The sequence below is a fragment of the Chitinophaga sp. CB10 genome, assembly GCA_001870995.2.
Taxonomy (GTDB): domain Bacteria; phylum Bacteroidota; class Bacteroidia; order Chitinophagales; family Chitinophagaceae; genus Chitinophaga.
Genome location: MLAV02000013.1, coordinates 185,438 through 199,023, shown reverse-complemented (window position 1 = coordinate 199,023; position 13,586 = coordinate 185,438). Strand labels below are relative to the sequence as shown.

The 13,586-nt window shown below is 52.1% G+C and carries 9 protein-coding genes and 1 tRNA gene; 1 reads left to right on the top strand and 9 read right to left on the bottom strand.

The window, feature by feature from the left end; genetic code table 11:
• Positions 1-169: 169 nt before the first annotated feature.
• From BOC67_RS18460 to BOC67_RS18435, 6 genes are all read right to left on the bottom strand, one after another.
• Positions 170-1,264, bottom strand: a complete 1,095-nt coding sequence (locus tag BOC67_RS18460) for a site-specific integrase (RefSeq protein ID WP_291912233.1) — start codon at positions 1,262-1,264, stop codon at positions 170-172.
• Between the two features lie 138 nt (positions 1,265-1,402).
• A tRNA-Leu gene (locus tag BOC67_RS18455) sits at positions 1,403-1,486 on the bottom strand.
• Positions 1,487-1,583: 97 nt separating this feature from the next.
• Positions 1,584-3,488, bottom strand: a complete 1,905-nt coding sequence (locus tag BOC67_RS18450; protein ID WP_291912230.1) for an AAA domain-containing protein — start codon at positions 3,486-3,488, stop codon at positions 1,584-1,586.
• 133 nt (positions 3,489-3,621) lie between these two features.
• Positions 3,622-5,808: a multicopper oxidase domain-containing protein gene (locus BOC67_RS18445; protein ID WP_291912228.1), complete on the bottom strand. Its 2,187-nt coding sequence runs from the start codon at positions 5,806-5,808 to the stop codon at positions 3,622-3,624.
• 92 nt (positions 5,809-5,900) lie between these two features.
• Positions 5,901-6,356, bottom strand: coding sequence for a DUF3347 domain-containing protein (locus BOC67_RS18440; protein ID WP_291912226.1), 456 nt, complete (start codon positions 6,354-6,356; stop codon positions 5,901-5,903).
• Positions 6,357-6,498: 142 nt separating this feature from the next.
• Positions 6,499-6,852: a hypothetical protein gene (locus BOC67_RS18435; RefSeq protein ID WP_291912224.1), complete on the bottom strand. Its 354-nt coding sequence runs from the start codon at positions 6,850-6,852 to the stop codon at positions 6,499-6,501.
• Positions 6,853-6,939: 87 nt separating this feature from the next.
• On the opposite strand from BOC67_RS18435, the gene BOC67_RS18430 reads away from it, so the two are divergent.
• Entirely contained in the window at positions 6,940-7,440 is a 501-nt protein-coding gene (locus BOC67_RS18430) for a DinB family protein (protein WP_291912221.1), read from the top strand.
• A gap of 161 nt (positions 7,441-7,601) precedes the next feature.
• On the opposite strand, the gene BOC67_RS18425 is transcribed toward BOC67_RS18430, so the two are convergent.
• From BOC67_RS18425 to BOC67_RS18415, 3 genes are all read right to left on the bottom strand, one after another.
• Positions 7,602-8,378, bottom strand: a complete 777-nt coding sequence (locus tag BOC67_RS18425; protein ID WP_291912219.1) for a metallophosphoesterase family protein — start codon at positions 8,376-8,378, stop codon at positions 7,602-7,604.
• A gap of 214 nt (positions 8,379-8,592) precedes the next feature.
• The gene (locus tag BOC67_RS18420; protein WP_291912217.1) at positions 8,593-10,215 is read right to left on the bottom strand and encodes a RagB/SusD family nutrient uptake outer membrane protein; all 1,623 of its coding nucleotides are present in this window, start codon (positions 10,213-10,215) and stop codon (positions 8,593-8,595) included.
• An 11-nt stretch (positions 10,216-10,226) separates the two neighbouring features.
• Positions 10,227-13,553, bottom strand: a complete 3,327-nt coding sequence (locus BOC67_RS18415) for a TonB-dependent receptor (protein WP_291912215.1) — start codon at positions 13,551-13,553, stop codon at positions 10,227-10,229.
• Between the last annotated feature and the right edge of the window lie 33 nt (positions 13,554-13,586).

The following is a 13,586-nucleotide window of genomic DNA, read 5'->3' as shown; positions in this document are numbered from 1 at the left end:
TCATAAAACTGTATATCCGTTAAAGTTAAAAAATCGGAGACAATCCCCGATTTTTATCATTTACACAGTTTATGAGATAGTGTCTGGAATTATACTCAAACGAGCCGAGCCGACTAGATAAATACTAGAGAGTCGTGGCCTTAAACGACACTGACCTCCCGTATCCATTCTATTCATTAGGATGAATATAATCAGGTAGTTTTTCAATATGTTTGCTCTGATCTTTAGGACGGTGTCTTTTATATGTTTCGTGAACATGCTTTGTCGTCGCAAGCCCCATAAGCAATGCAACGGTAGCTGTATCTACATTTGCATCTTGCAACAATATAGAAAAGCTTAACCTCGCGCAGTGCCAGGTAATATGTTTTCCAACTCCAGCATCCTTAATCCATTGCTGTATAATCTTATTACAACCATCATGCGTAGGTAAAGTGAAGACTTTTTCTTTCGGGTCTAACTTTCCAAGTCTTTTAATTTTTTCATCAAGGATTGATAACGCAATCCGATGCAGCGTAATTTCAACTGGTTTCCCGGTTTTCTTCTGGATAATCCGGGTTACGAGAATTCCATCTTTAATTTGTCCCCACGTTAATTTCTTCACATCTACATGCCTTAGGCCGGTGTAGCAGCAAAATATGAATGCTAATCTAACTTCTGCATTCAAGCATGGGGTTTTCAGTAGCCGAATATACTCTTCTGCTTCTAGATTTTCTTTTAGGTGAATACTAGGATTGGATTTTGTGGCAATATCCTCAGCGGGATTTATTCGGAAGTACCCTTCCTTTGTCGCAGCTTTAATAACACGTTTAAATCTTGCAAAATAATTCGCAGGGGTATCACCATTATATTTCCCTAGCAAATACTTTCGGAATCGCTCGCAGAGGTTTTCTGTAATTAATATGGGGGCCAGAAAAGGTGCTTCGATGAATTTTTTAAATTGTGTAAAACTGTTTTGAAGGTGTCGGTTTCCAGTTTCTTTGTTGTTGTTTACATATTCCTCATAATAATTGAGAAAATTTGGTTTGAAATTATGTGTCGGGATATATCCAGTACCGATACTTTGGTGTTCAAGAATTAATTGGGCCTTTTTTGTCTCAAGGATTGCCAACGCCTCTTTGTTGTGATTTTTTTGTAACTGATCTCTGGGTTTACTGTAAGTGAATATTCCGGTAGCGCGACGTTCCCCTTTACCTTTTCCCCATTCTAATGTGTGATAAATTTTTTGCCCATTCCGCGTGGGTCTTGGTGTCACAGTGATGGTCATAAATGTTCATTTTTTGTGTGCCGAACTGTGTGCCATCTGTGAGCCGAAAAGAGCGGAAGTATGCGGAAAAAACCGGCAAAAAGTGAATTTGACAAAAGAAAAAGCCTCTGTAAGTCAATGACTTACAGAGGCTCTTCGTGCCCAGAACTGGATTCGAACCAGCACACCGTTGCCGGCGCTGCGACCTGAACACAGTGCGTCTACCAATTTCGCCATCTGGGCATCACTGATTTTGTGTTTCAGGACCGCAAAGATACGCAGAAGTTTCATTCTGCCAAATTTATTTTAAATTTTTTCTCCTGATAATGAAAACGTTAGCTTACTCAGCATACTCCCAGGCGCTCTGGTAGCTGTTTTGCTCCTCCGCATAGCGGATAAAATCAGCATAGAAAGGGAGTTGCGACAAGGTGGCGCTGTCCCCGATGATCACCAGTTTCTTGCGGGCGCGGGTCATCGCCACGTTCATCCGGCGGATGTCGGAAAGGAAGCCGATCTTATTTTCCGTGTTGCTGCGGGTCATGCTGATGTACACCATATCCCGCTCCTGGCCCTGGAAGCTGTCTATTGTATTAATGGAAATGCGATCCTTATAAGGCTGCAATGCCGGGTAATGGGCCAATTGCTCTTTCAGGACTTCAATCTGCTGCCTGTAAGGAGATATGATGGCTACCGTCGGGAAGTTTTCCGGCGTGTAATGAGGCGCTAAAGCGTTGGCCATGATTTCCAGGTGGCGGAACAGGAAGGCCGCTTCTTCGGGATTGGTGGTGCTGGTGCCGTCCGACTGCTCATCGAAACCGCAGCCGGCCGTATCGATGAAGGCCAGCGGCGTATCGTTGTCGTACAGCAGGTGGGCGGCCACGGAGGCGTGCGCCCGCAGCCGGTCGTTGTAGAACACGTTGGAGGAGTAGCCCATAATGGTGGCATGCATGCGGTACTGCTCTTCCAGCAGCACGACTGCTTCCGGGTACAACGCCACTACTTTTTCCAGCAGGGTGGTGGCCAGTCCGGCCGCTGCGGCCTCGTTGGATTTGATGGTGGGCGGGAGCTGACAATGGTCGCCGGCAAGAATGACTTTTTCCCCTTTCAGGATCGGTATCCAGCAGGCAGGTTCCAGCGCCTGGCCTGCCTCGTCTATGATGACGGTGCGGTATTTCAGGTTTTTGACCGTGTAGTGATTGCTGCCTACCGGCGTGGCCGTGATCACCTGCGCTTTGGCTACCACGTCCTCAATCACGTATTGCTCGATATTTTCAACTTCTTTGATGATCTTACGCGCTTCATCGAACAGGGCTTTGCGCTGCTCGCGTTCCGCCTTGCCGAAGTTGCGCTTGTATTTGTGGGCCATGTTGCGGAATTCGTTGGCCTGCTTGCGGAGGCGGCTCACCTCCTTCAGGCTGTTATGGCCCTGCATCTTGCGATCCAGGGTGAGGGATAACAGCCGGTCGGACACGCGCGCAGGGTTCCCCACGCGCAATACGTTCAGGCCCTGTTCGGCTAACTTCTCACTCAACAGGTCCACCGCCGCATTACTGGGCGCTACTACCAATATCTGCTGCTTTTCCTGCTGCAGTAGCGCTTTGATGGCCTGCACCAGCGTGGTGGTTTTACCGGTACCGGGCGGACCATGCACCACGGCCACATCGCAGGCCTGCAGGATCTTGTTTACCGCTTCGTTTTGAGAATGGTTGAGGCTGGGGATATGCACCGGCGCTACATCCGTGCGGAAGTTAGGCGCGGCCTGGCCGGTGAGTACACGTACGAGCCGGCCGGACTTATTATCCTCCGCCAGGGCGCCGGCCTGCCTGAGGGCCGCCTGCATTTCATCGTAGCTGTTATCATCGAAGAGGAGGTCGATGCCGAGCTTACCGTCGTCCGCCCAGTCGGGCAGTTCGTCCGTGCGGAGTGTGATTTTCAGGCGGTTTTCACCCACCCACGAAATCACCCCTTCCTCCTGGTGGCGGGTGCGGTCGTGGTTGGAAAATAGCACGGCGGAAACGCCGCTTCTCAGCTGGTGGGGAATATCATGATGGGTGGTGCGTTCTACTTCTACGGTCAGGTAATCGCCGCGGCCCATTTCGCTACCCCTGATAGCGATAGGGTACCAGGCCAGCCCGCCGGCCCTGCGGTCCTGTACGGACGTGCTTTCCGTCAGGGCCTGATAAGATTTGCGGTCTTCTTCCCGTTCTGTTTTTAGTAATTCCTGGAGCTTTTTGAAATAATCCATCCTGCAAAGATACGATGTGGCCGGATAAGTAGCGGCCCGTCTACCGGGGCGATGAAACCCCGGCAGGCGGGCCTTGCAGCACCTGCCCGAACACCTGGCGGAGCAGGGAGCTTCTTTTTATTTTCCAGGAACCTTAATAACTCAACGTAATACCGGCTCCAAATCCCATGTCGCTATCATAATGCGTACTCAATGCAAAGTTCTTCGTGATGATATACCGGAAGCCTGCCATATACTCATAGTCCGTATTCACCATGAAGTTGAAGCGTAACCGGCGGGAGACAGGCACATCCTCGCGGGATAACTGCACCCTCACGCGGCCATCCGTATCCAGGGAGGCATCCGCCACGATCAGCATCGGCAGGGTATATTGCAAACCGATATGGAATACCTGGCGGAAGTCTTTCGTGTTCTTCTGGCCGAAGAGGTTCTTCTCCGCTTCGTCCATTTTACGGTAGCGCACATCCCAGCCCACGTAAGGAAACAGCCATTGCATCTTCCCGAAATACCGGCCAAAATGGCTCTCGCTCTCGTATCCGTGTCTATCGTTGAGGCCTACACGCCATTCGGTGCTCAGCTGGTAGCGCGTGTTGGACAAGCGGATTTCGCCGTCGCTGCCATTGCTTTCCAGGCCTACCTGCGCCTGAAGGTATTTCATGCGGTCGTCTTTCTTCAGCATCTTCCAGGCGTAGGCGGGGTCGGGTACCTGCGGGTTGGGAGGGCCGTCCGCATAGCTGAACACACGGCCCATACCGCTCATCATGTGGTAGAGGATATGGCAGTGGAAGAACCAGTCGCCGCTTTCGGTGGCTGCAAACTCAATGGTATCCACTTCCATGGGCATGATGTCCAGCACGGTTTTGAGGGGGGAGTAATCGCCCTGGCCGTTCAGCACCCGGAAGAAGTGCCCGTGGAGGTGCATGGGGTGGCGCATCATGGTGTTGTTGAAGATTACCATGCGCACTACCTCTCCTTTGCGAATCAGGATTTTATCGGATTCAGAAACCGTTTTATTGTTCACCGTCCAAACGTAGCGGTTCATATTACCGGTCAGTTCAAACTTCAGTTCTTTTACCGGAGCGTCTTTCGGGAGCGTTGTTTTTTCCGGGGCCTTGAGCATGCCGTAGTTGAGGGTTACTATTTCCTGGGGAGAAGGCATGTTCATGTGATCCGAATGGTGGCCGGCATGGCTTTGTGGCGCGTCGGTCATTTCCGGATACATCACGGTATTCATGTCCATCGTCTGGTTGCTCATTTGCATGCCCGTGCTGGTATCGAGGTTGCCATTCATAAGCATCATGTCGTTCATCATTTTCATGCCCTCGAAATATTTGAGTTTGCCCAGGGGCTGCATGGGCATGTCCATGCCTTTACCCAGCCAGAGGCTCGTGGAGCCGGTCCTGTCTTCCGCGGTGGCGAGGAGTTGATACCGCATATCGTCAGGGATGGTTACGATCACATCATAGGTTTCGGACACGCCTACCAGCAGGCGGTCTACTTCTACCGGCACTACATCGGCGCCATCATTGGCTACTACGGTTAGTTTTCCTCCGGAGAAGTTAATCCAGAAGTAGGTGGAAGAGCTGCCGTTGATGATACGGAGCCGCACTTTATCGCCGCCTTTAAGACCAGGCATACTGTCGCTCAGGCGGCCATTGGCCAGGAATTTTTCGTAATACACATCGCTTACGTCCATGGCCATCATGCGTTTCCATTCATTAGTAACCTTGGTGCCGAAATGTTTTTGTTTAATGGCTTCCGCGTAGCTCTGGGTGGAACCTTTTTTAATGGCGAACCAGTCGTTCGCGTTATGCAGGTAGCGGTTGATCTGGTGCGGATGCATGTCGGACCAGTCGCTCAGCAACAATACTTTCTCAGGAATATCGCTTTTAGTTTTGGGATGAAAGATCAGGGAGCCATACAGGCCGCTCTGTTCCTGGAACATGGTATGGCTGTGATACCAGTAGGTGCCATGCTGCACTACTGGAAATTTGAATACATGCGTTTGACCGCCTTTAATCGGCTGTGTGGTCAGGTAAGGCACGCCGTCTTCTTCATTCGGCAGGATTACGCCGTGCCAGTGGATGGAGGTTTCTCCCCTGAGGGTATTATGGACATATATGAGGGCGGTATCGCCTTCGGTGAATTCCAGTACCGGGCCGGGGATCGTGCCGTTGATGGCGAGTGCGTGCGCCATTTTCCCGGAGTAGTGTACCATGGTATCGCCGATATAGAGGTCGTACCGAACGGTTTTGGGCGTTTGCGCATATGTAAAGCTGCCTGTGGCCAGCAGCAGGAAAAATATCAGGAAGTGCTTCATAAAAATAAATCAAAGGGTAGGAGCGTCCGGTTAGTTATATCCGCTTGTCAGGGATATAACTATTGCCGGGCGCTAATTGTTTTCGGTGGATGTTACTCGATGGTATCTGCTACTTTACCGCAGGTCAGCATTTGGTTGCCGTAGTAAGGATTTTTGATGTCCTTGCTGCCGGAGAGCCAGCCTGCTTTTTTCATCGGGCAGTACTGTTGATACACCGGTTCGTCGGAGAGTTTGGTGCTTTTTGCCAGCGCATACATATCGGCGGAGAGCTGCTTGAATTGTTCCCTTTGTTTGGCCAGGTCCCGGGTGGCTGCAATTTGTTCTGCGTCCGCTACCAGTTTGGCTTTTGCGGCTTCGATGGCTTTGTCGCCCGCGGCTTCGCCGGCAGCCTTTACAAAGGCGGTAGCGGCGGCGCTGGCAGTAGCGCTGTTACCTTTAACGAGCGCATCTTTCACGGCGTAATATTGGGTGAGCAGTCCGGATTTGTTTTGAGCGTAGGCGCTGCCCAGTTGGAACAGCACGGCCATTGCGAGAAATATCTTTTTCATGATAGCGTAATTTTGAGTTTGATATGATTTATTGAAATGAAGTATTACAGGATAGCGGAAGTGGCTACCAGGCTGGCAGGAAGGACTTATCTTTTCCTTCCCGTCAGTACCGGCAGGCTTCCTTGGGGAAGCGGGCATGCAATCAAATCAAAAAACTCTGTATTGCTATTCTGATATCCCTGACGGGAAGGGTTCTGTAATGGCTGGTTAAATATCGTTGTGAGGCAGCAGGCGTTACTACTGCCGTATTACTGTTATAAGCGCTTCCTACCGCAGGCTGCACAAAGGCCGGGGCGGCCGCCACATCCAGGGAGGCGTTAACGGCTTTATCCAGCAGGGTGAATTTCACCATATCGCCGGAGCAGCAATGCTGCTGATGACTGGCATGCTTGCTTTGCTGCGTCATCATAATGGCGGAGCAGGCAAAACCTGTAAGCAGGTGCAGGCTGAAGATCAGCAACAGTGAAAAGGCTTTTATGGTAGTACTGCGTTTCATAATGTACCTCAAAGATAGGGTGAGGTAAATCCGCCTTGTTTACATAATTTGTAGAATGATTTATATAATTTCAGCAACTTCTGGATTATGGCTATAGAATACTGGATGAGAGGGCCGGTGGACGGGGTGCCGGCATTATTGCAACCGGTGGCGCATGCGCTCCTGCAGGCCCGGGAAGAAATTAACCAGCTGATGGAAGGGTTTCCGGACGCCTTATTGTGGGAAAAGCCCGCCGGCAACGCTGCGCCGGGTTTTCACCTGAAGCATTTAACAGGGGTATTGGACCGGCTTTTTACCTATGCTAGCGGCCACCTGCTAACTGATGAACAAATGGCGTACCTGAAGCAGGAAGAGCTGCCCTCTTCCACCGTCCGGGAACTGGTGGAGCGGTTCAACCAGCAAACGGATGCGGCGCTGCAACAGTTAAAAGCTACAGATCCGGCGACCCTGACGGATTTCAGGGGCGTGGGCAGGAAGCAGTTACCCTCCACCGTGCAGGGTTTATTATTTCATGCGGCGGAACATACGATGCGTCATTTGGGTCAGTTGCTGGTTACGGTAAGGGTGTTGCACCCGCGTTCCGCATAAGGCATTACAGGCGCCGTTCAGGGTGTTGCACCCGCATTCTGCATAAGGCATTACAGGCGCCGTTCAGGGTATTACACCCCCGTTCCGCATAAGGCATTACAGCTTCCCTTCAGGTTGTTACACCCGATCTGCATGTGGCAACCCCGGCACACCATCCACCCTCACTGCGGCAACCGTTTAAACAGCTGGTGGATAATCGGCGCCGCCTGCGCGCCGCCATTCCTGCCCGTCTCATTCGGATAAAACCATCTTACTATATCACTCTGGTAAACCGCTTCGGTGTGGATTTCCAGCGCGGACAATGGCCCCGTATAGCCGGCGCCGGTATCCACATTCCAGAGGTTATACGCCTGTACCGGCACGGTGGAACCGCTGTTGAGCGTGGGGGTATGCCCGATATATACCGACTTGTACAACCCCAGTCTGGCCGGGCCCTGTTCCCCTTTAGCGGCCTTGTGCTGCAGCGTTTGCTGCCACAACGTTCTATCCCAGTAGAAATTTTTGTAATCCGGCTCATGCCTTACGCCGGATTTTGAAATGAACCCGGCATGGACGAACAGCCGGTTTTCATTATCCACATAAAAATTTAACAACTCCCTGAAAAACTGCCGGTGTAAGTGCCGGATATCTTCCGGTACCTGCTGATAGCTGTTAATGGTAGTACCACCGCCGTTTTTCAGCCAGTTGGCTTCCGGGATGCCCGTTTCCAGCCACTGTTCGCAGTAGGCGTCGTGGTTGCCCCGCAGAAAGATGCAATGGCAACTGGAGCGCAGCTGCAGCAGGTAGCTGATAACGCCGGCGGACTGCGACCATCCGTCTACATAATCTCCGATAAAAATAAGGGTGTCTGAAGGCTGAATACCCACCTTGTGCAATAACTGCTTTAATGCCAGCAGTCCTCCGTGGATATCACCTATCACAAAAGTTCTTGGTAGCATAGTGTCATCCATTTAAAAGGTTATTGAGGAGTACTGAAGTTAACCATACTATGTAATGTCAATGTTACTAAAGGCAGGGATAACCTTTTGTTCATACGGTAAGGTACAAGAAAAAGCCGCTTCCATAAGTGAAGCGGCTATCGCAAACTGGGGTACAAACAAAACTGGTCGAAAGGCCGTTCTGGGTCTTCCTAAGTGTACTGAATATATGCGTTTACCATTTTGGATTCTGTTTCATGGCCGGGTTGCCGTTGATCTCCGTCAGCGGAATAGGCCAGAGGTAATCCCGCTCGGGATCAAATACCCTCGTTTCCACCACTACAGGCTGCCCGGTGCCTGGGTTAATAGCGCCCATGGCCGGGCCTCTCAACACTTCTTCCCCAATCTTCCAGCGGCGGATGTCAAACAAACGGGTACCTTCAAACGCCAGTTCCACCTTACGTTCCCGGCGGTATAGCTCACGCATTTTTGCCTGGCTGTTATACACAGCGGTATTCACATTGGGCATGCCTGCGCGGTTACGGATTTTATTGAGGTAGAGCAGCACATCCGGGTTTTGCCAGTCGCCTGATTCCACCAGCGCTTCCACGTAGCTCAGCAGGATTTCCGCATAGCGCGTGATCATGAAGTTGAGCGTACCGGAGTTGTTGCGGGATACGTCCTTAGGGTCTACGTATTTTTTCACCCAAAAGCCCGTCTGGGTCGACTGCGCGGCGCCTATCTGGTCTACCGACCCGGAGGTGAACGGATCCAGCAGGCGGTTTACAAACGTCTGCCCGGGAAAGAGTACGCTGGCGGAGAGGCGGGGATCGCGGTTGTTTTTAAACAACGGGTTTTTCCAATACAGCGCCAGGCTGTCCGCCCCGAGTTCGTCCAGGGTTTTGCCCTGCAAGGTTTCGTAGCTGTTAACCATCGCGGCGGTTGGGCCGTTACAAGCCTGGCCGGATAAGCTCTTGGGCGCAAGCCTGAAAAACGCGCCGGAGTTGCCCGTGCGGCGGAAGATGATGCGCTCCTTGTTTTCCAGCGCATCGTACGAAAACAGCTGTGCATAACTGTTGACGCCCGGAGTAGTGCTGTAGTGCAGGTCATAGACCTTCAGGTCAATCAGCTTCCGCGCATATTCAATCACCTTCGGGTAATTTTTGATACTCAGGAAAAGCTGTACCTGCATGGCATAGCAGGCGCCTTTTGACATCCTGTAGGCCTCGCTGCTGGCATAGGTTGCCGGCAGTATTTCCGCAGCGGAATCCAGCTCCGTGGTGATGAAGCTGACCACTTCCTCCGCCGTATTGCGGGGAATGGATGCGCCTTCCGCGGGTTCCAGGCTTTTGTTGACGATAGGGATTGGACCGAAGAAAAGAAAGAGGTTCAAATGCGCCCTTGCCCGCAATGCCCGCGCTTCCGCAGCGCGCTGCTCTTTCAGCACGGGGCTTTCCATGTATATCCTGGAATAGTTTTCAAGGATACGGGAAGCGTTGCGGATGTCCTTATAGTTCTGCCGGTAGGTGTCTGACAAATAACCGTCCGTAGTGGTAACGGCCCCCAGGGGATAGCTGTTCCAGCTGCCGAAGTTGGCGCGGAAAACTGATTCGTCCGTAATGCCGCTCATGTGCATGCGGCAGTTCGCCTGGTAGGAGGAAGAGGTGATCAGCGCCCCGGGCGACATCTGGTTGTTATAAATCACTTCCAGGTAGTTGAACAGGTCGGATTCCAGCCGCCACCATTTATCGTCCGTAGTGGCGGTAGGATTATCCCTTTCGAGGTAATCTTTTGAACAGCCAAACAGCAGGGAAGATGCCAGCAGGCCGGTGAAAATTTTTTTATGAAGCTGTTTCATGATCCTGATTATTAGAATTTAAGATTGAGGCCCAGGGTGTACGCTTTCAGCAGTGGAACGGTGTTTTGATCGCCGCCGCTTTCCGGGTCAAACAATTTCACTTTCGAGAAGGTGAATGCATTCTGCGCGTTGAAGTACACCCGCAGCATCTTCGCCCTTATTTTCCTGGCCACCGGTTGCGGCAGGTTGTAGCCCAGTTCGATATAACGTACGCGCAGGAATCTGCCGTTCACCCGCCAGAAGTCGGAGAAGTTGGCGTTGGTGCCTGGCGTAGGCGTCAAACGCGGGCGGGAAGCCGTTGTGTTTTGAGGCGTCCAGTAATCCAGCTGGGATTTCTGCGGCGTGCCGCTTTCGCCGCCGATGTTGAGCGGAATGGCCAGGTTGCCGGAGTAGAACAGGGCGGCGCCGGACTCGCCGGACAGTAAAGTCCTGAAGTCAAAACCTTTATAGCTCAGGTCCAGGTTGAAGAAGAAGACATCCGTTGGCTCTGTATTACCCAGCGGTACGCGGTCCAGGTTGTTGATGATGGTATCCCCGTTTGTATTCAGGAAATGCACATCGCCCGCAGCCTGCCCGATCAGCTTCATGATTTTGGGATTATCAATATCCGCCTGTTGCAGCAAGCCCTGTGTGGCATAGCCGTAGAACTCTTTCAGGGAGCCGCCTTCGTACATGATGGTATTGCCGCTGATAATTGGTAAGCCGTTGCCTACGAGGCGGAGGATTTTGCTTTTATTTTTACTGTAGCCCAGGCCGGCATCGAAAATAAATTCCTTGCCCAGTACTTTATGGTAGGAGATTTTGATTTCCTCCCCGCGGTTTCTTACACTGCCCACATTGATGGGCGCGCCGTTGTTGCCGCTGCCGATGCCGGTGCCGGAAGTGTAGTTGGGCTGCGGCGTGATGATCATATCCGTTGTGAGCTTATCGTACCATTCAGCAGTAATGCTGATGCCGGGTTTGAAGTGAATGTCCGTTCCTATATTCAGCTCCTTCACTTTTTCCCAGCTCAGGTTAGGATTGCCGATGACGGTTTCCGTACCGTTGCCGGCATCGATGGTGGATTGATACAGGTAGGGGTCTACGTTGTTGTTCCCCAGCACGCCCCAGGAGCCGCGGATCTTCCAGGCGTCAATGAAGTTGGCGTTGAAGAAGGCTTCCTTGTCTATATTCCAGCCCGCTGCCACAGAAGGGAAGATGCCCCATTTTTTACCATCACCGAAGAGGGAGGAGCCATCGCGGCGCAGCCCTGCTTCCAGCAGGTAGCGGTCGTCATAGGTATAGAACACTTTGGCGAAGAGGGAGCGCAGGGCAACGTCTTTCCAGGAGTCGTACGTGCGCAGTTCCTGCGTATAGCCGGCGATGGCGTTCACATTGTGTTTGCCGAAATCGTGGTTATAATCCAGGTTGCCGCCGAAGTACAGGTAGCTTTCCCTCGCGGTGAGCGTAGCGTTTTTAACGGTAGGGTAGTTAACGCCGGCGGTGCGGTTGGAATAATAGTCAAAGAAGATATAGGATTCCTGGTCGGCCTTATCGATGCCGGAACCCACGCGGTAGCTCGCCTGGCCTTTCAGGCTTAAACCCGGCAGGATATTCCATTGCGGGCGGAGGTTAAGCAACGCTTCGTCGCGTGTTTTACTCAGCTTACCGCCTTTTTCCAGCATGGCCACGGGGTTCCAGCTTTCGCCGTAGATGCCGTAGTAGGTATAGCCGGGATTATCGTCCCTTGCAGGAAATTTGGAAATGATATTTGGTGGTACGGTATATATCCTGCGATAGATATCCGTGGTGAGCCTGTTGCTTGCGTAGGGTTGGTTTTGCTGGCTGCGGGAGGCGAAGAGGTCCATGTAGATGAAGAAGTTCTTCATCAGGTCCACCGTGGTGTTGGCGCGTACGGTAGTGCGGCTGTAATCGGAATTCTTCACATGGCCCTGCTGCCAGGTTTGGTTGATGGAGAGGGAGAAGCGGGCGGCCGTATTACCGCCGGATACCAGGATGGAATGCTGTTGCAGCGGAATGGATTTGCGCAGCACGAGGTCCGGCCAGTTGGTATTCGGGTTCTTAACCGGGTCGATACCGCTTTGCGTTACCGCGATGATGGAATCGGAATAAATAGGATTGCCGCCGGAATTTTTCATCGCTTCATTGTTCATGCGCATCCAGGTGGCGGCGTCCACGAAGTCCGGCATATACTGCGGGCGCTGAATACCGTAATAGCCGTTGTACTCGATATTCGGCACGCCGGCTACGCCGCGTTTGGTGGTGATGATAATAACGCCGTTGGCTGCACGCGCGCCGTACATGGAAGCGGCGGCGGCGTCTTTCAATACAGTAATGCTTTCAATGGTATTCGGGTCCAGGTTGTTCATATCGAAAGGCACCCCGTCCACCAGTACGAGGGGGGAAGCGTTGAGCAGCGTGCCCACGCCGCGGATGCGGATATTGGCCTGGTCGCCCCCGACAAGGCCGGTCGTTTGCGATACCTGTATGCCTGTAGCGCCGCCCTGCAAAGCCTGGGACAACTGCACTACGGGTTTGTTCTTCACATTGTCCATATTCACGGTGGCCACGGAGCTGGCTATATTTTTTATCCGCTGTGTACCAAAACCGGTAACCACTACCTGGTCCAAAGTTTTTAAATCTTCTTTCAGGGAGAAGATGAGGTTCGCCTGCTCTTCGTGGACTATGTATTCCTGGGGCTTGTAACCCATCATCGATACAAGGAGGATGGCGCCCTTAGGCACGCGCAGTTCAAATACCCCGTCCGCATCCGTGTGCGCGCCTTTGGTACTGCCTTTCACCTGGATGGTAGCGCCTACGAGCGGTCCGGGAGGGTCTTTGGCTTCCAGAACACGTCCCAGGATCCGGAGGTATTTTTCCTGTGGAGGGGCCACCATGGGAGTGCCGGGGGCAGCTATTACCTCCTTCTTTTTCACCACCACGGTTTTATCGATGATATTGTACACCAGAGGCTGATCTTTAAAGCAGAGGTCCAGCGCCTGTTTCAGCGAAGCGTCTTTTACCTGCAGGTTGACCGGCGCGATGGCGCTGAGTTCTTTTTCTTCATACACCAGGTACACGCCTGCCTGCCTGGCAATTTTTTTCAGTACCGTTTTCAGCTGTTCATTTTTTGCGGTGATGGTGATATGCTGGGCGATGCCGGTAGCATACACGTTCATCATTCCGAGGAATAGCAGGAGAGAAGTAATGCGCATAATCCTGAATATTTTTGATAGGTTTTTATCGCCATACTTTCCGGAAATCGATTGCCGGCGCAGGTATGGCAATGCCATGGGCGCCGCGGCAGGCGGTGCCCCGTTAGAGGAATTCGGATGCATACATCAGTGGAATTTAGTTATAGACTATAGTTG